Annotated in this window: 17 protein-coding genes and 2 pseudogenes; 14 read left to right on the forward strand and 5 right to left on the reverse strand. The window is 64.8% G+C overall.

What is annotated here, in order from left to right; all coding sequences use genetic code 11:
• The first annotated feature begins 76 nt into the window (after positions 1–76).
• From rpsF to G6N15_RS08710, 8 genes and pseudogenes are all read left to right on the forward strand, one after another.
• Positions 77–367: a 30S ribosomal protein S6 gene (gene rpsF, locus G6N15_RS08675; RefSeq protein ID WP_083086924.1), complete on the forward strand. Its 291-nt coding sequence runs from the start codon at positions 77–79 to the stop codon at positions 365–367.
• A gap of 111 nt (positions 368–478) precedes the next feature.
• Positions 479–979: a single-stranded DNA-binding protein gene (locus G6N15_RS08680; RefSeq protein WP_083086906.1), complete on the forward strand. Its 501-nt coding sequence runs from the start codon at positions 479–481 to the stop codon at positions 977–979.
• A 33-nt stretch (positions 980–1,012) separates the two neighbouring features.
• Positions 1,013–1,267 (forward strand): 30S ribosomal protein S18, encoded by a 255-nt coding sequence (gene rpsR / locus G6N15_RS08685; RefSeq protein ID WP_083086905.1) that lies wholly within the window; start codon positions 1,013–1,015, stop codon positions 1,265–1,267.
• 30 nt (positions 1,268–1,297) lie between these two features.
• Positions 1,298–1,756, forward strand: coding sequence for a 50S ribosomal protein L9 (rplI, locus tag G6N15_RS08690; RefSeq protein ID WP_083086904.1), 459 nt, complete (start codon positions 1,298–1,300; stop codon positions 1,754–1,756).
• A 483-nt stretch (positions 1,757–2,239) separates the two neighbouring features.
• Positions 2,240–5,329: a replicative DNA helicase gene (locus G6N15_RS08695; protein WP_083086903.1), complete on the forward strand. Its 3,090-nt coding sequence runs from the start codon at positions 2,240–2,242 to the stop codon at positions 5,327–5,329.
• 73 nt (positions 5,330–5,402) lie between these two features.
• A complete protein-coding gene (locus G6N15_RS23780) occupies positions 5,403–6,140 on the forward strand; it encodes a translation initiation factor IF-2 N-terminal domain-containing protein (protein ID WP_083086902.1) in 738 nt (245 codons plus the stop codon).
• Positions 6,141–6,309: 169 nt separating this feature from the next.
• A pseudogene (locus G6N15_RS08705) lies at positions 6,310–7,242 on the forward strand (alpha/beta fold hydrolase).
• A gap of 204 nt (positions 7,243–7,446) precedes the next feature.
• Positions 7,447–8,247, forward strand: a complete 801-nt coding sequence (locus G6N15_RS08710) for a nuclear transport factor 2 family protein (RefSeq protein WP_083086901.1) — start codon at positions 7,447–7,449, stop codon at positions 8,245–8,247.
• A gap of 48 nt (positions 8,248–8,295) precedes the next feature.
• Here the strand turns inward: G6N15_RS08710 and G6N15_RS08715 are convergent, their stop codons facing one another.
• The gene (locus tag G6N15_RS08715; RefSeq protein ID WP_083086900.1) at positions 8,296–9,192 is read right to left on the reverse strand and encodes an IclR family transcriptional regulator; all 897 of its coding nucleotides are present in this window, start codon (positions 9,190–9,192) and stop codon (positions 8,296–8,298) included.
• Positions 9,193–9,257: 65 nt separating this feature from the next.
• Between G6N15_RS08715 and G6N15_RS08720 the strand changes: the two genes are divergently transcribed.
• The 4 genes from G6N15_RS08720 to G6N15_RS08735 are packed head-to-tail and all read left to right on the forward strand — an operon-like array spanning position 9,258 to position 13,496.
• On the forward strand, positions 9,258–10,196 hold the full coding sequence (locus tag G6N15_RS08720) for an SDR family NAD(P)-dependent oxidoreductase (protein WP_083086923.1): 939 nt from the start codon (positions 9,258–9,260) through the stop codon (positions 10,194–10,196).
• Entirely contained in the window at positions 10,193–10,996 is an 804-nt protein-coding gene (locus tag G6N15_RS08725) for an acetoacetate decarboxylase family protein (RefSeq protein ID WP_083086899.1), read from the forward strand. The genes G6N15_RS08720 and G6N15_RS08725 overlap by 4 nt, the downstream gene beginning before the upstream one ends.
• A gap of 3 nt (positions 10,997–10,999) precedes the next feature.
• On the forward strand, positions 11,000–12,214 hold the full coding sequence (locus tag G6N15_RS08730) for an amidohydrolase family protein (protein ID WP_083086898.1): 1,215 nt from the start codon (positions 11,000–11,002) through the stop codon (positions 12,212–12,214).
• Between the two features lie 13 nt (positions 12,215–12,227).
• The gene (locus G6N15_RS08735) at positions 12,228–13,496 is read left to right on the forward strand and encodes an amidohydrolase family protein (RefSeq protein WP_083086897.1); all 1,269 of its coding nucleotides are present in this window, start codon (positions 12,228–12,230) and stop codon (positions 13,494–13,496) included.
• Here G6N15_RS08735 and G6N15_RS08740 read toward each other — a convergent pair.
• Positions 13,471–13,989, reverse strand: coding sequence for a DUF5990 family protein (locus tag G6N15_RS08740; protein ID WP_308203549.1), 519 nt, complete (start codon positions 13,987–13,989; stop codon positions 13,471–13,473). The genes G6N15_RS08735 and G6N15_RS08740 overlap by 26 nt on opposite strands.
• Before the next feature lie 71 nt (positions 13,990–14,060).
• Entirely contained in the window at positions 14,061–15,092 is a 1,032-nt protein-coding gene (locus G6N15_RS08745) for a fused (3R)-hydroxyacyl-ACP dehydratase subunits HadA/HadB (protein ID WP_083086896.1), read from the reverse strand.
• 252 nt (positions 15,093–15,344) lie between these two features.
• Between G6N15_RS08745 and G6N15_RS08750 the strand changes: the two are divergent.
• Both G6N15_RS08750 and G6N15_RS08755 read left to right on the forward strand, forming a co-directional pair.
• Positions 15,345–15,864 (forward strand): annotated as a pseudogene (locus tag G6N15_RS08750) (phenolic acid decarboxylase).
• Between the two features lie 61 nt (positions 15,865–15,925).
• Positions 15,926–16,855, forward strand: a complete 930-nt coding sequence (locus G6N15_RS08755) for a hypothetical protein (RefSeq protein ID WP_232070379.1) — start codon at positions 15,926–15,928, stop codon at positions 16,853–16,855.
• 10 nt (positions 16,856–16,865) lie between these two features.
• On the opposite strand, the gene G6N15_RS08760 is transcribed toward G6N15_RS08755, so the two are convergent.
• Positions 16,866–18,203, reverse strand: a complete 1,338-nt coding sequence (locus G6N15_RS08760; protein ID WP_083086895.1) for an aromatic ring-hydroxylating oxygenase subunit alpha — start codon at positions 18,201–18,203, stop codon at positions 16,866–16,868.
• A 10-nt stretch (positions 18,204–18,213) separates the two neighbouring features.
• A complete protein-coding gene (locus G6N15_RS08765; protein WP_083086894.1) occupies positions 18,214–19,974 on the reverse strand; it encodes an N-acyl-D-amino-acid deacylase family protein in 1,761 nt (586 codons plus the stop codon).
• Between the last annotated feature and the right edge of the window lie 23 nt (positions 19,975–19,997).

Raw genomic sequence — 19,997 nt, forward strand, 5'->3', positions numbered from 1 at the left:
GGTTGCCGACGCAGGCGACCCTCCTGCCACGGACCGACCGTGGCCGCACATGACCATAGGAGGTGATGAGGTTCCCATGCGTCCATACGAAATCATGGTCATCCTCGACCCCACCCTCGACGAGCGCACCATAGCTCCGTCATTGGAGGCGTTCCTCAACGTCGTCCGCAAAGACGGCGGCAGCGTGGAAAAAGTCGATATTTGGGGTCGACGCCGACTGGCTTACGAAATCGCCAAGCACTCCGAGGGCATCTACGCCGTGATCGACCTCAAGGCCGCCCCGGCGACGGTGTCCGAACTTGACCGTCAGCTCAAACTCAACGAGTCGGTCATGCGGACCAAGGTGGTCCGCACCGACAAGCACTAACGAGTGACTGCCGAGCGTCGGAGCCGTTGCGTAGGCTCTGCGATGAATCGCCTACGCTCAGCGCGCAGCGCGCAGACCCCGCCGTAGACCAGGCGGACCCAGGAGGAAACTGTGGCTGGTGACACCACCATCACCGTCGTCGGAAACTTGACCGCTGACCCCGAACTGCGGTTCACCCCGTCCGGTGCTGCGGTGGCAAACTTCACCGTGGCCTCGACACCGCGGATCTACGACCGCCAAAGCGGGGAATGGAAAGACGGCGAGGCGCTGTTCCTGCGGTGCAACATCTGGCGCGAGGCCGCCGAGAACGTCGCCGAGAGCCTGACTCGCGGGTCGCGCGTAATCGTGACCGGACGGCTCAAGCAGCGCTCGTTCGAAACCCGCGAGGGCGAGAAGCGCACGGTGGTCGAGGTCGAGGTCGACGAGATCGGCCCGTCGTTGCGTTACGCCACCGCCAAGGTCAACAAGGCCAGCCGCAGCGGCGGTGGGGGCGGCGGTGGCGGGGGTTCTCGCCCGCCGGCGCAGGCCAGCGGCGCAACGGGTGACGACCCCTGGGGCAGCGCCCCGGCGTCGGGGTCATTCGGCGGCGGCGACGACGAGCCACCCTTCTAACTTCAAGCAACACAGCACGAAAGAGATACCCACATGGCCAAATCCAGCAAGCGGCGCCCGGCACCGGAAAAGCCGGTCAAGACACGCAAGTGCGTGTTCTGCGCCAAAAAAGACCAGGCGATCGACTACAAGGACACTGCGCTGCTGCGCACCTACATCAGCGAGCGCGGCAAGATCCGGGCTCGCCGCGTCACCGGCAACTGCGTGCAGCACCAGCGAGACATCGCGCTCGCGGTGAAAAACGCCCGCGAGATGGCGCTCTTGCCCTTCACCTCTTCGGCGCGGTAGCCGCGCAACCCAGACGGAAAGTACGACACGATGAAGCTGATTTTGACCGCCGATGTCGAGCACCTCGGCACCGTCGGCGACACCGTCGAAGTCAAAGACGGATACGGCCGCAACTTCCTGCTGCCGCGGGGGATGGCGATCGTCGCCTCCCGCGGCGCACAGAAACAGGCCGACGACATCCGCCGGGCCCGGGAAACGAAAATGGTGCGCGACCTCGAGCACGCCAACGAAATCAAGACTGCGATCGAGGCGCTGGGACCCATCCCGCTGCCGGTGCGCGCCGCAGCCGATACCGGCAAGCTGTTCGGTTCGGTGACAGCCGCCGACGTCGTCGCCGCGATCAAGAAAGCCGGCGGCCCCAATCTGGACAAGCGGATCGTCCGGATGCCCAGGGAGCACATCAAGTCGCTCGGCACGCACACGGCCACCGCGCACCTGCACCCCGACGTCAACGTCGAGCTCAGGCTCGACCTAGTCGCGCAGGGGTAACCCGCAGAATCTCCTCACCCCGGTGACGGCCACGATCGGCTGTCGCCGGGGTGTTGGTGGTTGCGCTGGCTAACTGCCCGGCGAGCAAATCCCGCTGTGAACGTAACCGTCTGTTAACGCAGCCCATAACCGCCTGCAACGCAACACGCCCGACATGGCAACCTGCCGCGACACGCCGAAGAGATTGTCATCCACACAAACTGCGCGCTGTTGTGGTCCGCTTATCTGCAGTAATGCTGCTACGTCCCGCATTCGTCCACAGGTTGTCCACACCCGCCTCAACACAGGTGCCGACGGATATGCACACATGATGCACAGCTCCATGAACAGCGGCCCTTGGAGTAGTCGCCAGCAACGTTTAGCGTCGACCCGGCGCGATTGGAGTGACGGTTTGTCCTCGGCGTCGTGTCGGTGCCTCGACCTACAGTCGAAGATGCCGATCGAATGAGCGTTCGACAGTCGTGCCGGAGGAGGTGAGAGCCTATGGCGGTCGTCGACGATCTCGGTTACCCCGGCATGGATGCGGCCTCACCCAGTGAGGACTTCGGCCGTCAGCCACCGCAAGATCTCGCCGCAGAGCAGTCGGTGCTGGGCGGGATGCTGCTTTCCAAGGACGCGATTGCCGATGTGTTGGAGCGGCTGCGGCCCGGAGACTTCTACCGCCCGGCGCACCAGAGTATCTACGACGCCATCCTGCATCTGTACGGGCGCGGGGAGCCGGCCGACGCGGTGACGGTCGCCGCCGAGCTGGACCGCCGCGGCCTGCTGCGCCGGATCGGCGGCGCGCCGTATCTGCACACCTTGATCTCGACGGTGCCGACGGCTGCCAACGCCGGCTACTACGCGGGCATCGTCGCCGAGAAGGCCCTGCTGCGTCGCTTGGTCGAGGCGGGCACCCGGGTGGTGCAGTACGGCTACGCCGGCGCGGAAGGCTCCGATGTGGCCGAGGTGGTCGACCGGGCGCAGGCCGAGATCTACGAGGTCACCGATCGGCGGCTCTCCGAGGATTTCGTCCCGCTGGAGGATCTGCTGCAGCCGACGATGGACGAGATCGACGCGATCGCCTCCAACGGGGGCCTGGCGCGCGGCGTGCCGACCGGCTTCGCAGAACTCGACGAGGTGACCAACGGTCTGCACCCCGGGCAGATGATCATCGTCGCGGCGCGCCCCGGGGTGGGCAAGGCACTGGCATTGGACACTCCGCTGCCGACCCCGACCGGCTGGACGACGATGGGCGACGTCGCCGTCGGTGACGAGCTGCTTGGCGCCGACGGCCAGCCGACGCGCGTGATCGCGGCGACGGACGTCATGGTGGGCCGGCCGTGCTACGAGGTCGAATTCTCCGACGGCACAGTCATTGTCGCGGACGCGGATCACCAGTGGCCGACGGGCTACGGGGTTCGCACCACGGCAGAGCTGCGCTGTGGTTTGGACAGCATTGCCGCGGCCGGGTCGATCGCGCGGTACGCCGAGCGGCGGGCCACCGCGACCTTGATGGCGCCGGTGCTGCAACTCGACGGCGTGTGCCGGGTCCGTAGCGTTCCGGTGCGCTGTGTGGAGGTGGACAACTCCGCGCACCTGTATCTGGCCGGCCGCGGCATGGTGCCGACGCACAACTCGACTCTGGGTTTGGATTTCTTGCGGTCCTGCTCCATCAAGCACCGGATGGCCAGCGTGATCTTCTCGCTGGAGATGAGCAAGTCCGAGATCGTGATGCGACTGCTGTCGGCGGAGGCGAAAATCAAGCTCTCCGATATGCGTTCGGGCCGGATGAGCGATGACGACTGGACGCGGTTGGCGCGGCGGATGAGCGAAATCAGCGAGGCGCCACTGTATATCGATGACTCGCCGAACCTGACCATGATGGAGATCCGCGCCAAGGCGCGTCGGCTGCGGCAAAAGGCAGACCTGAAGCTGATTGTGGTGGACTACCTTCAGCTGATGACCTCGGGCAAGAGGTTCGAGTCGCGCCAGGTCGAGGTGTCCGAATTCTCGCGCAACTTAAAGCTTTTGGCGAAGGAGCTCGAAGTTCCGGTGGTTGCGATCAGCCAGCTGAACCGCGGGCCCGAGCAGCGCACTGATAAAAAGCCGATGCTCGCCGACCTGCGTGAGTCGGGGTGCCTTACCGCCAACACGCGGATCCTGCGTGCCGACACCGGCGCCGAGGTGACATTCGGCGAGCTGTTGCGTACTGGTGAGCGGCCGTTGGTGTGGTCGCTCGATGAGCGATTGCGGATGGTCGCGCGGCCGATGACGAACGTCTTCCCCAGCGGCCGCAAAGAGGTCTTCAAGCTGCGGCTAGCGTCTGGACGGAAAGTGGAGGCCACCGGCAATCACCCGTTCATGACGATCGACGGCTGGACGCCGTTGGCAGAGCTAAAGGTTGGCGATCGGCTTGCCGTCCCGCGTCGTGTTCCGGAGCCGGTTGACGCGCAGCGGATGGCTGGTTTCGAAGTCATTTTGCTGGCGCACATGATCGGTGACGGGTCTTGTGTGAAGAATCAGCCGATCCGGTATGCGAGCATTGACGAAGCGAATCTGGCTGCGGTGCAAATCGCCGCCGCGTGTTTCGGCGTTACTGCTGTGCGCGACGAGTACCCGGCGGCGCGGGTGACGACCTTGCGGCTACCGGCACCGTACCGGTTGGCGCGCGGAAAGCGGAATCCAATCGCTGCGTGGCTGGATGAGCTGGGGCTGTTCGGTCTACGCAGTCATGAAAAGTTCGTGCCGCAGGCAGTTTTCAAGGTACCAAACGATCAGGTGGCGTTGTTCCTGCGCCACCTCTGGGCGACTGACGGTTCGGTGCGGTGGGACGACAGAGTCGGCCAGGGGCGGATTTACTACGCGTCGACAAGCCGGCGCCTGGTCGATGACCTAGCTGCACTTCTGCTGAGAGTGGGCGTGTTCTCCCGCATCAAGCGCGTGCCGAAAGCCGGGTATCGCGACTCGTGGCATCTGTACATCTACGGTGCGGAGAACCAAACAAGGTTTCTTCAACACGTTGGCGTCCACGGTGCGAAAGCATTTGCGGCACAGGAGGTACTTGCCCAGCTTGAGGGGATCTTCCGCAACACAAACCTCGACACAGTGCCCAGAGAGGTATGGAACAAGGTCAAAGCGTCGTTGACCATCAGGCAGATGACACATCGCCAATTCGCGGCTGCCATAGGCACGCAGTTCTGCGGATCAGCGATGTGGAAGCGCGCTCCGAGCCGGGCACGGCTACACCGTGCCGCAGCCTTGCTTGAGGACCGTGAGATTCATGCCTTGGCCGTAAACGATGTGTTTTGGGATCAGATCGTCGAGATTACGAGCCTGGGCGAGATGGATGTCTACGACGGAACCGTAAGTGACACACACAATTTCGTTGCTAATGGGATAAGCGCACATAACAGTTTGGAGCAGGATAGCGATATGGTCATCCTGCTGCACCGCCCCGATGCGTTCGAGCGCGACGATCCACGCGGGGGAGAAGCCGACTTAATCCTGGCCAAGCATCGCAACGGTCCGACGAAGACCGTGACCGTGGCGCACCAGCTCCATCTTTCGCGATTCGCCAACATGGCGCGGTAGTAGTAGCTGTTGTTGTCGAGATGCAGCGAAGATTAGCACGCAGCAAGTGATTGTTTAACAACACGGTTGGCTGATGAAACTAAACCCACCGCGAAGGCAGAAGCTGCGAGTTCACGAACTCGCCCGAGAATTCGGCTGGACATCACGCCAGCTTCTGGATGAGTTACGCCGCCGCGGTGAGTTCGTGAAGTCAGCGGCGAACACTCTCGAGGCGCCAGTCGTCCGCGCCATCCGCCGGGACTTCGCCGCCGTGGGCGGACCGTCCGACCTCGAAACAGCCGTCACTCGCGAGCTGTATGGCAGGTCCGCGGAGCCTCACGCAGCGGACGAGTCGGGCGATAGTTTCGCCGCAGCCCTCGCACGGGCCAAGTCCAAATCAGTTCCGAAAAAAGCGAAATCGAGAACTCCCCAATGGCGGTCGGCGATTCTCCAGGCAATCCTCGATGAAGTAATCGTTCCGCGGAGGCCAGAGCACCTCGACAAGCCCCACGGTACCTACTTCAGTTGGGAACTCAAACAAGCGGAGGAGATGAACGCCCAATGGGCCGCGGCGCGACTCAACGGCCTTGGCTGTGATGACTCAGAAGTCATCGGGTGGATTCGGTTAAGTGGTGGCGAGCGGCCACAGTTAGCGGTTGATCTCTTCCAGGGTGGTGTTTCGCCCGAAGAGGCGCAGCTTCGACTGGGCTACGGCGGCCGGATCGATCCGCGGCGGCCGACTTTGTATCAGCGGCTTCGCGATGGGCACATGAGCCGATCTGAAATCATCGCAGCGGTCAGGGAATGGCATCGCAATAACTCGGCCGGATAGTCAGGCTCTCGCCTCCTTGCCCGGAGAGGTCACGCTCTTATCGTTATGCAGGCAGATGTGGCCCGGTTGGATCGTCTCGCTACCCTCGACGTGTGCCGGACCCAACGAATCACCCGCCCGCTCGGCGAAGGCCTCGTCGAGATCGCGCTACGGCTGACGGCTGCCCCAAGTGAAAGCTTCTGTTTCAAACGGCGGTGGTTCTGCAAGCCCAACCGTTCTGGATGTGGAGGGGTCCGGTGTGCAACCGCCGGTCGCCACTTGGGTGCGCCGGCTGTTCTGGTTACTGGAGCGGATCGCGCCGGCAATTGGTTCGCGGTGGGCGACCGAGCTCTGGTGCACCCCACCGGTTATAGAGTCCAGTCTGCGTATGCCGCCCGGTGTCCCGCCCGGCCAGCCGCTGGAAGCGTATTGGAGCGGGCACCGGCTCGTGGGCGAGGCTTGGGGCGACGGGCCACCGGTCTATCTTGTGCACGGCTGGGGCGGGCGTCGCCCACACCTCGGCATGTTCATCAAACCTCTTGTCGAGTCTGGGCATCGTGTCATCGCGTTCGACCTGCCCAGCCATAATGAGTCCGATCCGGGAGCACTCGCTCCCGGTCGTACCACCGCCATCGAATGCGCCGAAGCGGTTGCAGCCATGATCCGGACACACGGGCCGGCCCGCGCTGTTGTCGCCCACTCCCTCGGGGCCAACGCGACTGCATTCGCGGCGGCGTGGGGCGCGACGGTCGGGCGGTTGGTGTTTCTCGCGCCGATGGGCGAGTTCCCGATCTATCTGGATCTCTTCGCCGCGCGCCACGGCTTCGGACGGCGGATACGCGCCGGGCTGCATCAACGTCTTGAACGCCGCATCGGCATGCCGCTGGAGGACACCAACATGGTCCGGGTTGCCGAGCGGACCGGCTATCCGCCGCTGCTGCTCATCCACGACCCCGATGACCCCGAGACTCCCTATGCGACGAGCCAAAAGGTGGTCGCGTAATGGCCAGGCGCACAGTTGATGACCACGTCGGGCCTCGGCCGCCTAGCGCATTTCCGAATCTTGCGGCATCGCCCCGCGATTCGCGCGGGCATCGAATTTATCGGTCCTGCACCAGTTTGAGAAAGCTCGGTGACGGTTGCAAGGAGAAGCCTTCCGTCAGATAAGGCCGGCGGTGATGGTGTGAGCCTCCTAGGAGCCCAGTCACGATGCGCTGCACTCCCCGCTGGAGGTCTTATCGTCAGCATCATTATTGCATCCGGCGGCTTCGCGATCGTCGGCTGAACAGCCGCGGCAGATGGCGCCGCAACCCTCGAGGAGCAGACGATGCCTACCTATGAGCACGATCTGATTGCAGTCGTCGAACAATCTCCGGCCGCTGCCGGGCGCCACGACCGTGCCGCCTGGATAGAACTCTTCACCTCGGACGCCCGGATCGAAGACCCTGTCGGGTCGCGCCCACACATCGGAACCCACCAAATCGAGCGGTTCTACGACACGTTTATCGGACCGCGTGACATCGTGTTTCGTCGCAATGTCGACATCGTGGCAGGCACGACGGTGATTCGTGACCTCGAGCTCGACGTATCGCTGTCCAGTTCTCGGCGCATGACCATCCCTGCGGTGCTGCGCTATGACCTCGACCTCTCGCAGCAGCCGCCCCGAATTGCCGCGCTGCGCGCGTATTGGGAACTGCCGACCATGATGATGCAGTTCCTGCGTCTCGGCTGCGCCGCAGCACCGGCGGGCGCCACGCTGGCCGGCGGGCTGCTGCGTCACCAAAAGCTCACCGGGACATTGGGATTCGTCAAAGCTTTGCGCGGCGCCGGACGCCAAGGAGGGACCGTCGCTGCTCGCTTCACCGGACAAATCGCAAGCGGCGACACCCGTGCCGCGGAAGAGCTCCTCCACGGACCTATCACAATCAACGACAAGGCAACCCAGCGCCCCGAGGAGCTTGCCGATCGCCTGCGCGCAGCCACCATCACCAAGGTCATCGCCTCGGGTCATACCGTCGTCGTCTCGACTACTTCCGCTCGCGGCCCGGCTGTACTCTTCGCGACCATCACCCCTCGGCAGGGGCTCATCGACAGCGTGCGCTGCTACCTGCCCAGCGGCGCAGGGTAGCAAGGGCCGCTGACCGCGACGCTGAAAAACCCTTTGCCACAACGGTATCTATTCGACCCACGGAGGCTCTTTCGTCAATGCGGTGCTGAGCCGTTGGGTCACCGAAGAGAGCTGCTCCCCCAGCCGGGCGACGGCCGCGCCGCTCATCGGCTCGGCGCTGGGGACCAGGCTGAGCAGCAGGGCGATACGGGACCCGGGCTCGGGGATCGGGGAGTCGATGTGGCTCACCTCGTAGCTGCGGTCGGGGTCCAGGCTGACCGGGAACCACTCCTCCTGGTGGAGTAGTTCGTCGGTCAATTCCTGCGCAAGCTGGCTCAAGCGGGTGGACCGCACCTCGGCGCTCCGCACGATCAGCGCCAGTTCCTGCAGGCGCAAGTCGGGCAGAAGACGAAGACCGACCGCGTAGCCGCGCTGCTTTGCGGCCGCCAAGGCATCGCGGTAGCGATCGCGCACATCCTCGGGCAGGGCCGCCAGCCAGCGCTCCCGGACCTCCGGCCCCGCCCACGCAACGATCGGCGCCCCGTACGGCGGGCGGTGGGGGAACTGGGTGCCCACGGACATCGGGTGACCGCCGCCATGCGGGCTTCGCACCTGATCGACGACGGTGGAGTGGTCATCGCTGACCGAGAAGGCGATGCAGTGCGCGCCCGTCGCCGCCGACAACTCGGCCATCGCCGACCGGGCCAGCACCAGGGCCGGATAACGGCTCGCCGCCTCTCGGCCGAGCCGGACCAGAGCGGGACCGAGGTGGTAGGTCTTGCGAACCGGGTCGCGGAGCAGCCAGCCGGCCCGCAGCAGTTCAGACAGCATCGAATGGCAGCTGGCTTTGTGGACACTCAACTGGCGCGATACTTCCGCCAACGTCATCCCTTGGCCCCCATCACTCGCCAGATACTCGAACAGGTTCACGACCCGTTCAGTCTGCGGCGACGGACGTGCAGCCATGAAGCCAATGGTCGCATAATGCGAAGGCTTGCGGTGGCATGCGCGACCATGTGACCATTGCCACAATGACTGACCTTCACGGCCAGGTGGCGGTCGTAACCGGAGGTGCCGGAGGCATCGGCCAAGCCCTGGGCAGGCGTTTCGGCCGCGAAGGCATGAAGGTGGTGCTGGCCGATGTCCTCGCCGAACCGCTCGAAGAAGCAACCCGCACGCTCACGGACGAGGGCATCGACGCCGCCGGGACCCTCACCGACGTCACCGACTATTCCTCGGTCGAGTCGCTCGCCAAGCAGACGCTCGATCGCTTCGGCGCGGTGCACGTGGTGTGCAACAACGCCGGCACCGGCGGAGTTTCCGAGGGTTACATGTGGGAACACGACCTGGCCGACTGGCGCTGGGGAATCGACGTCAACGTGCTCGGCGTCATCCACGGCATCAAGGCCTTCGTGCCCATCCTGCTTGACCAGGGCGAGGGACACGTTGTCAACACCTGCTCGGGCAACGGCGGATTCGCGCCCATTGCCCGCGGGGCCATGGGCGGACCGGCCAACGCGGTCTACCCGATGACCAAGGCCGCCGTGCTCTGCCTGACCGAAAGCCTTTACACCCACCTGGAGATGACCGGGACGCGGGTTCGGGCGCACGTCCTTTTCCCCAGCGGCTTTTTGAACACCGGCATCTGGGAGTCGTGGCGGCACCGCCCGAAGCGCTACGCCGCAACCCAGCCACGTCGCACACCCGAGCACAGATTGGCAGACGTCGTGGCCCGCTTCGAGGCCGCCGGTGCACACGTCGAGTTCACTCCGCTCGAGACGGTCGCTGATCAAGTGGTGGAGGGAATCCGGGCGGACCGCTTCTGGATGATGGGGCCGCCCACACCCGCCGAGGAGGTCGTGCGCCGCAAGGCGGCATCGATCCTCGCTCGCAGCAACCCCGACTACCTGGTCGACGTTCTCGGCCAGAGTGCGGAGAAGGAGCCCGCTACTGAAGGAGGAAAGCGTTGAGCACCAGCGCAATTCGCTACGGTCCACGCCCACCCGAGGCGCAAGTCGATCACGAGGTCGACGCGACCAAGGCGCCCATCGCCACCGAGGCGGTGACCGTCACGTACCTCACCGATCCGGAGATCGTCGCGGCCGTACTGCCCAAGCCACTGGAGCCGGCGGCCGAGCCATTGGTGCGGGTTCAGCTTCAGCGGGTCCAGATAGAGGGCAGGCCGCCGTTCGGGTCGGCAGTGTTTTCGGTGACCGCCCGGCACGGCGACCAACAGGGCGACTACCCCCTCCTCATGCCCCAGTCCACCGAACAGTCCGTCACCGGCGGCCGCGAAACCTTCGGCGAACCAAAGAAATTAGCCCACATCGAGGTGGAGCGCGTCGGCGATCGGGTCAGCGCCACCGTTGACCGGCTGGGCTATCAGCTCATCAGAGTGAACGGACAGGTCACCGGCCCGGCGGAGTTGCCGCCCGACCAGGTGAACACCGAGTTCTACTTCAAGTTCCTACGCTCACCCGACGGCAACGGCATCACCGACCCCCACCTGGTCTACGGCGAATACCACCGCCACTACGAGCTGCTCGAAAACCTGGACGGCACACTCGAATTGGGAGAATCGCCGTTGGATCCGGTGGCCGACATCGTGATCCGCCAGATCACCTCGATCACCTGGTGTCGGCGGCGCACCATCCAGGTGGGACGCATCGCGACCCGGGTGCCGCAGGACTGGCTGCTGCCGTATGTGCACCAGCGCTACGACGACGTGGCACTGCTCGCCGCCCCCAGGCCCGAGCCGACGCGGGTATAGACCATGGATCGGTACACGGTCATCTCGGCCGACTGCCACGCCGGCGCGGACCTGCTCGACTACCGCGAGTACCTCGATCCGCAATACCGGGACGAATTCGACGACTGGGCAAAGACATACGTCAACCCGTTCAGCGACCTCACCGAGCCCGACGCCGAACGCAACTGGAACAGCGACCGGCGCAACGCTGATCTGGATCGCGAAGGCATTGCGGGAGAAGTCATTTACCCCAATACCGTGCCGCCGTTCTTCCCCCAGACGAGCCTGGCCGCACCGCCACCGGAGACCACCCGCGAGCTCGAGCTGCGCTGGGCCGGTCTGCGTGCGCACAACCGCTGGCTGTCCGACTTCTGTTCTATGTCGCCCGAGCGGCGCGCCGGAGTAGGTCAGATCCTGCTCGGCAACCTCGACGAGGCCATCGCCGAGATCGCACAGATCGCCAAGTTGGGGCTACGCGGCGGTGTGCTGCTGCCCGGCGTCGTCCCCGGTACCGACCTCCCCCCGCTCTACGCCGAGCACTGGGAGCCGCTCTGGGCGGCGTGCGAAGAGGCGGGCGTGGTGGTGAACCATCATGGCGGCAACGCCGGGCCGAGCCCGCTCGACGGGTGGGGCAGCTCGTTCGCCGTGTGGGTGTACGAGACCCACTGGTGGGCCCATCGGGCGCTGTGGCACCTGATCTTCAGCGGCGCACTCGACCGCCACCCTGACCTCACCGTCGTCTTCACCGAGCAAGGCGCCGGCTGGATACCGGCGACCCTCGACTCCCTGGACGTCGCGGCGGCCCGTTACGCGCGAGCCAGCTCGGCGATCGCCCGCTTCGCCGGGCCCACCGCCGGCTCCCTGCCCCTTAAACCCAGCCAGTACTGGGCCCGCCAGTGCTACGTCGGCGCCAGCTTCATGCGGCCCGTCGAATGTGCCGAGCGCCACCGAATCGGCGTCGAGAAGATCATGTGGGGAAGCGACTACCCGCACTACGAGGGCACCACGCCCTACACCCGAGAAGCGTTGCGGCACACCTTCAGCGGCGTCCCAGCCGACGAGGCGGCGGCCATGGTTGGCGGGAACGCCGCGACCGTCTATGGCTTCGACCTCGACGTGCTCGCCCCTCTTGTCGACCGAATCGGCCCGACCGTGGCCGAGGTCGCCGAGCCGCTGCCCGCCGTGCCCGCCGACGCAAGCAGCACCGTCTTCGAGCCCGACCCCATCCGTGCTTGGTAGCGAAAGGACCGCCGTGGATCCCTACATCATCATCTCCGCAGACACCCACGCCGAGCTTCCGACCGAGCGGTACCGCGAATACGTCGACCCCGAATACCGGGAGGACTTCGAGGCCTACCTGGCCGAGAAGACCGCTGCGTCGCAGGTCGGCGGGTTCATCGACGAGCAGTTCGCCGACCAGTGGTTCTCCGAGCATGGAGAAGGCATCGCCGGCGGATGGGACGTAGCCCTGCGGGACAAGGAACTCGACGGCGACGGGGTGGTCGGCGAAGTCATCTTCCCCGACGCTGACGCCGTCACCGGGGTCGCCGGAGCACCGTTCGGGGCCGGCCTGGGCCAGTCGGGCGATCTCGACCCCGGCCGAGCCATGGCCGGGGCGCGCGCCCACAACCGCTGGTTGGCCGAGCTGTGCAGCCATAGCCCCGAGCGGCGGGCCGGTGTCGCGGTCGTGCCGATACTGGCCGACGTCGACGCGGCCGTAGCCGAAATCACCCGCGCCGCAGAGTCCGGATTGCGGGGCGGAATCCTGATCCCGGCGCGATGGGTCGGCTACCCGCCCTACCACGACCGTCGCTACGACAACGTCTGGGCCGCCTGCCAGGACCTGCAAATGCCGGTACACACCCACTCCGGTCCCGCCCCGCAAGAGGAGTACGGAGCACACCTGGGCATTTATGTCACCGAGGTGCGCTGGTGGGGCGCCCGGCCCCTGTGGTTCGCGTTGTGGTCGGGCGTATTCGAGCGCTTTCCCCGGTTGCGATGGGGGGTCACAGAGTGCGGTGCGTTCTGGGCCAACGATCTGCTCTGGCTGATGGACACGCGGTATCTGCGTGAGCACTCGGCCAAGAAGATGAGCCATCTGATGGAGGGCGATCTGACGATGCCGCCCTCGGCCTACTTCGACCGCAACTGCTTTATCGGGGCCACCACCGCAGAGCGCCGGGAGCTGGCGCGGCGCTACGAGATCGGCGTATCAAACATCTTGTGGGGCAACGACTTCCCTCATCCGGAGGGAACCTGGCCGCACACCCGCGACTGGCTGCGCCGCTCCTTCTGGGATATCCCGGTCGAGGAAACCCGCCAGATGCTGGGCCTGGCAGCAGCTGAGCTGTACAACTTCGAGCTGGATGCCCTCGCCCCATTGGCCGAGCGCATCGGCCCGAGCCCAGAGGACCTCGGCCAGGACGATGCGGTGAGCGTCCCCAAGTGGGAGATGGCCCGCCGGACCGGACGCCACTGGCTGACGGGCGCGGAGCCTATCCCCGACCTCGTCGAGAACTGAGGAATGCAAGCCGAGAACAGAAGTTGCACACTACACGGTTATAGGACGCAATTCGGCTGAACTCCAGTGAATCTGCGGCGGCTTCACACGCGCGCAAAAGGGGATGCCCTTTTGCGTCGGTGAGACCGAGGATTCCGACTAGCGCCCCGGAGGATACGGCCGCGTCGAAGACGTCGGCCGGCACATCGGCGAGCAGCAGCTTCGCGCGCCGAAATAAGGAGAATTGACCCTCGTCGCCGACGGTGCCCCAGCTCAGGTAGATGAATCGTTCTCCTGGACGCCCCTGGATATACGACCCGCGGACGTCTTTTCCGTTGACGGAACAATCCACCGCCCACTCTACTGACGCCGCATCTCCGGGCTGGAGATCCAGCAGCTCATCGCGACGGTTCTTGCGCTGCACACCGACATGGATGTTGACGTATCCGGGGAAATTGTCGCCCGCGCCGCAGGTGCGCCCGGGCAGCTGCGTTCCTACGATCCGGATCTGCACGCTGCCATTGTTGCGCCGCGCCGTCCGTTACCTGGACTCAGGTCGGATCGCTCTGCATTGTGTGCATTGGGTCAGCGGAAGCGGACGTTCACCGTTGCCAGGCCGAAGACCTTGCGGCCGCCGGACTTCGCGGCGACGATGACGACACCGGTGCGGGTTGCCGGCTCCAGCGACTTGATCCGGCCGCTGAATTCGATATCGGCGCCCTCCCTGGCTGACACGATCGCGGGCTGCGACAGCCGCACCGCGTAGCGGGTAACCGCACCGGGATCGCCCGACCACGCCGAGACGAACCCGGCACCCAAACCCATCGTGAGCATTCCGTGCGCGATCACATCGGGCAGCCCGGCGAGCTTGGCGATGTCCTCATCCCAATGAATCGGGTTGGCGTCGCCGGCCACCCCGGCATAGTTCACCAGGTCCCCACGGGACAGACGCGCGTGGCGCAGGGGTAGCTCGTCACCGACCTCGACGTCATCGAAGGACGGCGTCCCCGGTGTGCGGATCGCGCCGCCTTCGGCAATCCGGACCTCGCCTTCAGGGCGCAGCGTCTTCTCGTAGTCGGCATCGGATTCGCCGATCGCGGCGAGGTCCACGTCATGCATCATCGCTCGCTGAGCCGCCGTCTTGATCGCCGGATCGACGTCCTCGGCGGTGACGCCGACGACGGTGGTATGCAAGGTGTGCACCCGCTCGCCGGCAGTATCGGTGAAGGTGTTGGTCACGGTGATCAGGTCTCGGCCGGCGATCCGCCGCACCGACGACAGTTCGACGTCGACGCGCAGCTCGTCGCCGGCCACGATCGGGCGGTGCTGCTCGAAGACTTCTTCGGTCTGCACATAGGTGTGGTAACCGACAACCACCGATTCGAACATGCGGCGATTGCAGGCCATACCTGGGACCGAGGTGAAGGTCAGCGGCGCCACCAGGTCCGGATAACCCAGCTCCGCGGCGGCGGCGACATCCCAGTGCGCAGGGTGGTAGTCCTGCACCGCACGGGCGTACTCGCGGAGCTTCTCGCGGCCGACCAGGTAGGTGCCGTCCATCTGGTAGTAGTGGCCGACCCGCGATTCGATCGGCGACGTGTCTGCTGCTGCAGTCATGAGAATGCTCAACTGTTCTATCGGCTGGTTGTCAAGACCGACCGAAGCACCCTAACGCGCGTCTACCGGAGGTTTACACGCAGAGCCACTTCGCCGAGGTGCGTCTCTCAACTTCTAGCGCTCCCCTGAGCCGGCTTTTAACGGCGCCGTACAACAGCCAATAGGGTAGTTGGGCGACGCACTAGATCGACTTTGACGGGGGTCAGGCACCTTGTGCACCATCCCTTGCGGATTTCACCAGCAGGAGCGGCGATGACAAGTGTCTCCAATCCGGTTCCACCGCAGGATCTTTCCGGAATCGTCGGACATCGCTTTATCTATACCTACGCCAACGGCTGGCAGTACGAGATGTACGTCAAGAACGCCACGACCATCGACTACCGCATCCACTCCGGACACGTTGGGGGCCGCTGGGTCAAGGATCAGCGGGTCGACTTGGTCCAACTCGACGAAGACAGTTTCAAGGTGTCGTGGACCGAACCCACCGGCACGTGCGTGGCCGTCAACATCTTGCCGACCAAACGCCGCATCCACGGCGTGATTTTCTTCCCCCAGTGGATCCGGCTACACGGGGAACGCACTGTTTGTTTCCAGAACGAACACCTGGATCAGATGCAGGCTTACCGCGACGAAGGGCCCCACGTACCCCATCTACCAAGTCCCCGAATTCGCTTACATCACGTTGTTCCAATACGTCGGATCCAACGACGAGTCTGTCATCGACACCGCTCCCCAAGACCTGCCCCCAGGATGGGCTGACCGGACCAACTGAACCCACTCGCCTCTAATGTGGACCTGTCATGCGCAGGGGTCAGGCAGAAGGGAGGCCCATGGTGACCGGACCAGCACAGATTGCCAGGGCCGCCGGGCCTCCACCACCCGGTCAGGTGAACGGCTCTCCGATGCCGCCCCGGCAGACCGAGCCACCTGCGCGCCGACCACTCGCCGCACTCGGCGGCCGGCGCGCACTCGGCTGGCTGAGCTGTGGAGTTGCCGGCTGCATCGCGATCTGTTGGTTTATTTTCTTCAGTCCCGGTCAGAGTGGGTCTAAAGCGGACTGGTTCTTCGGTGCGGTGGTCTTCGGTGTCGTCCTGGTCGCCATCTGGCAGACCGTGACCATTCAGCGCCAGGCGGCGCAGCACATGGCCGAAGCGGCCGAACACCTACGGAAAGAGTTCATCGCCGCCGAAGAGCGGGCGGCGCGTGAAGTGGCCATCACGCGCAGATTGCACCAGGAAGAAATGGAAGCCCAGCAGAGCCTGCATCGCGCGCAGATGGAGGCTCAGCGGGAGTTGGCTCGCGTTGAGCGCGGTCACCTGCTCAAGCTGCTACAGAAACAAGCGATGATCGAAGTGTCGCGCGCTGTCGGCTCGCATACCCAGATGCTGGCAACACTGTGGAACGAGGCCGCGAGAGTCTTGCGCATCGAGGACCGCGAGGAGCGGGAACTGGCGATGAACCCGATCTTCGAAAGGATCAGCCAAGTCGTCAACGACTTCTCGGTCGAAATCAGCAATGCTCACCTCTTGGTCGACGACAACCGGCTGCACCAGGCGCTGCATCGCGTGAACGAAGCAGCGCTGATGGCGGTTCAGGTCGCGGAGGATCTACACGTCGCCGTGGTCGACGGCCATGCACCCGAGCCGAATCCGATCCCGCCAGTCCGGCAGCTCATGTTGAACAGAGCAGCGGAAGCTCGTCACCTCGCGTGGGAGTTACTGCGAACCGGCCTGGACGACGGCGCAGCCGCGAACACCGTTTGAGCACAAAGTGTTACACGCAAATGGTGCTGGCCCGCATCCGCTGAGCTTCGGGCAGGTCGAGGTAGCGCTCGATGTTGCGGTGCATGTTGATCACACGCCGCTCCTCGCTCGAGAGCACGAGGTGCGTGAAGCCGGGTTGATGCATTCCCCGTTGTAAGCCCGCGAGCAGCTGGATGTCTTGGGTCAGCACCACACCCGGTTCGGCCTGTGCGGCGGTCGTGCGCACATCGGTGGGCTTGTTTCGCGGTGCACCCGGTGGCATCCGCGTCGTCAAGAACATGACCATTTCGCCGTGATCGGGGTCGGGACCGGGTCGCGAGCACATGATGGTCAAGTGGTCGGCGTTGGTTAGAAACGTCATGTTCGGAAACACGTTGTACTGGTGCAGCCGGGTAATCCGGTCGGTGTCGGCCCAACCGAGGTCGACTCCGCGTTCCGCCGCGAACGCTCGCGTCCGTGCCGCGATCAGGTCCTGGACCGTCTCCCCGGACTGCAGTTCGTCGGACGGGAACGGCGTGCCCTCAGCTACACGCATCAGCGCGCCCTGCGTGTAAACATAGGCGTCCCAGACCTCTTCGTCGCTGAGCGTGCCGCCACATCGCGGACTTGGTACGCCGTATGGCTGGTCGGACTTGCTGGTGTGGCGCCAGATTCGTTGTGGTGCATGGATATCGTCGACGCAACGCAGCAATTCGGGATGCAGGGTCTGGATATGGTACGTCTCGCTGTAGCCATCAGCGATCGTCTTCCAATTGGCGTCGACCTCGACGGTGAGCGTGGCGTAACAGCGAAAGTCGCTGAGATTGCACCAGCCGATGTCGTCGGGTATTTGCTCCAGGTACTCGAGCAACGGGATGGCATCACGATCGAGGTTGACGAAGACCATCCCCTCCCAGGTCTCGACCCGGATCGGAATAAGAGGAAAGTCCGAGAGCCGTAACGAGCCGAAGCCCTTGCGGTCGGGCACTCGCTTGAGGGTGCCGGCCAGATCCCACGTCCAGCCGTGATAACCGCACTTGAGCTCATGCAGCCCCGAACCCGAGCCCATGCACAACGAGTTGCCGCGATGGCGGCACACATTCTGGAACGCCCGCAGCTCACCGTCGCCGCCGCGGATGATCAGCACCCCGTATGGGCCGCAACGGTATTCGAAGTGGTCGCCGGGCTCAGCGACCTGGTAGAGCAGGCACGCAATCTGCCACACTTTCGGCCACATTCGTTCGATCTCCAGCCGAGCGAAGTTGGCGGAGTAGTAGCGCTCGGCGGGCACCAGTGTGGGGCGCTCGGCTGGGGTGCCGATGGCGTCCTCGTCGCGAGCGCGAACCGGGTTGCCGGCGGGCACGTTCACGGCAGGGCTCTTAACGCGCGCCGCGCACCAGGCGCCCGGGGCGGGCGCCGGTGTCGACGTCGTTGCTCCGGGTCACCGTTCCACTGACGATGGTCGCCGTGTAGCCACTTGCTTTTTGCAGGATCCGGTGGCCGCCGGCGGGCAGGTCGTAGGCCATCGCCGCGGGATGCAGTGTCAGCGCGTCCATGTCGATGACGTTGATGTCGGCCTTCTTGCCGGGCTCGATCGTGCCCCGGTCGGTGAGACCGAACAGATAAGCGGTGTCACGCGACTGTTTGCGGATGACATATTCCAGCGACAGCTTCTCGCCCCGGCTGCGATCGCGCGCCCAGTGCGTCAGCAGAAACGTGGGATAGGAAGCGTCGCAGATCATTCCGCAGTGCGCGCCGCCGTCGGAAAGCCCCAGCACGCCAGCGGGGTGCAACAACATCTCGCGGATCACATCGCAGTTCCCGTCGGCGTAGTTGAAGAACGGCAGCATCAGCATGGCGGTCGCATTCGACTCGAGCATGAGGTCGTAGAGGGTCGTCAGCGGATCGTCGCCGCGCTGTTTGGCGATCGCGGCGACGGTGCGGTCGGGGGTGGGCTCGTAGTCAGGTGGATCGCCGAGCGCATAGAGCCGGTCCAGTGAGTACTGCACGAAGGTGGACATGCCGTCGAACAGCACGGTTGGGTCGATGGGCAGATCGTCCTCGGACAAGATGGCGGCCTTCACCGCCGGATCAGCGAGGCGCTGGTCGAGTTCTTCCGGGCTGCATTCGGACTTCAGCTTGCGATAGGTGGGTCGATGCCCGAAGGCGTGGTGGCCATGGAAGCCGATCATCATCCCGAACGGGCGTGCTGCGATCTGCGGATGCAACCGACTGCCTTCAGCATGGGCAGCCGCCGAGAGCTCCAACTGCTCGCGCCACAGGGTCGGGTCGGCATCCACTTGAATAAGGGCGAACGAGACAGCGCGGTCGATCTCGCCACTCAACCTCCGCATCCAGTCCAGTTCCTTCTTAGGGCCGACAATGTCTTCGCCCGCCGCTCCCTGCGGGGCCAGCTCGAACACCGCCTGACCGCCGGCCGCCATCGCCCGGCCGAGACCGAACAGTTCTTCTTCGGCGGCGAACGTCCCCGGCACAGGCTCGCCGTCCATCGCTCGGTGGGCCAGCGTGCGAGACGTGGAGAACCCAAGCCCGCCGGCTTCGATTCCTTCTCGGACGAGCCGGCCCATCGCCGCAATGTCGTCGGGCGTCGCCGGCTCGTTACGGGCACCCCGCTCGCCCATCGCATACGCACGAACCGCGCCGTGCGGGATCTGGCTGCCGACGTCGATCGCGAACTTCCGTTCGCCCATCATGTCGAGGTACTGCGGATAGGTTTCCCAGCCCCACGTGATGCCCTCGGTAAGAGCAGTGCCGGGAATGTCCTCGACACCCTCCATCAACTTGATCAGCCACTCCTCGCGGCCCGGCCGCACCGGGGCGAAGCCGACACCGCAGTTGCCGGTGACCACGGTCGTGACCCCGTGCCCACTCGACGGTTCGAGCAAGCTGTCCCAGCTCATCTGGCCGTCGTAGTGGGTGTGGATGTCGACGAAGCCAGGAGCCACCACATGCCTTGTCGCATCGATGATTTCCGCGCTGTCGCCGCCCATCTCCGGGTCATCGCGGCCACGCCGGACAACCTCGACGATCGTGCCGTCCTTGATGCCAATGTCAGCCCGGAAACGCTCCGCCCCGGTTCCGTCGACGACAGTGCCACCGATGATTTTCAGGTCGAACAAGAGTCTCCTCCTTGTCGCCGCGG

Origin of the sequence: Mycobacterium noviomagense (genome assembly GCF_010731635.1) — a bacterium.
Classification (GTDB): domain Bacteria; phylum Actinomycetota; class Actinomycetes; order Mycobacteriales; family Mycobacteriaceae; genus Mycobacterium; species Mycobacterium noviomagense.

Bases quoted from the DNA above. Each gene is read 5' to 3' on its own strand.
- rpsF (WP_083086924.1), top strand. From the start codon at position 77: ATGCGTCCATACGAAATCATGGTCATCCTCGACCCCACCCTCGACGAG.
- rpsR (WP_083086905.1), top strand. From the start codon at position 1,013: ATGGCCAAATCCAGCAAGCGGCGCCCGGCACCGGAAAAGCCGGTCAAG.
- rplI (WP_083086904.1), top strand. From the start codon at position 1,298: ATGAAGCTGATTTTGACCGCCGATGTCGAGCACCTCGGCACCGTCGGC.
- G6N15_RS08695 (WP_083086903.1), top strand. From the start codon at position 2,240: ATGGCGGTCGTCGACGATCTCGGTTACCCCGGCATGGATGCGGCCTCA.
- G6N15_RS23780 (WP_083086902.1), top strand. From the start codon at position 5,403: ATGAAACTAAACCCACCGCGAAGGCAGAAGCTGCGAGTTCACGAACTC.
- G6N15_RS08710 (WP_083086901.1), top strand. From the start codon at position 7,447: ATGCCTACCTATGAGCACGATCTGATTGCAGTCGTCGAACAATCTCCG.
- G6N15_RS08715 (WP_083086900.1), bottom strand. From the start codon at position 9,192: ATGGCTGCACGTCCGTCGCCGCAGACTGAACGGGTCGTGAACCTGTTC.
- G6N15_RS08720 (WP_083086923.1), top strand. From the start codon at position 9,258: ATGACTGACCTTCACGGCCAGGTGGCGGTCGTAACCGGAGGTGCCGGA.
- G6N15_RS08730 (WP_083086898.1), top strand. From the start codon at position 11,000: ATGGATCGGTACACGGTCATCTCGGCCGACTGCCACGCCGGCGCGGAC.
- G6N15_RS08745 (WP_083086896.1), bottom strand. From the start codon at position 15,092: ATGACTGCAGCAGCAGACACGTCGCCGATCGAATCGCGGGTCGGCCAC.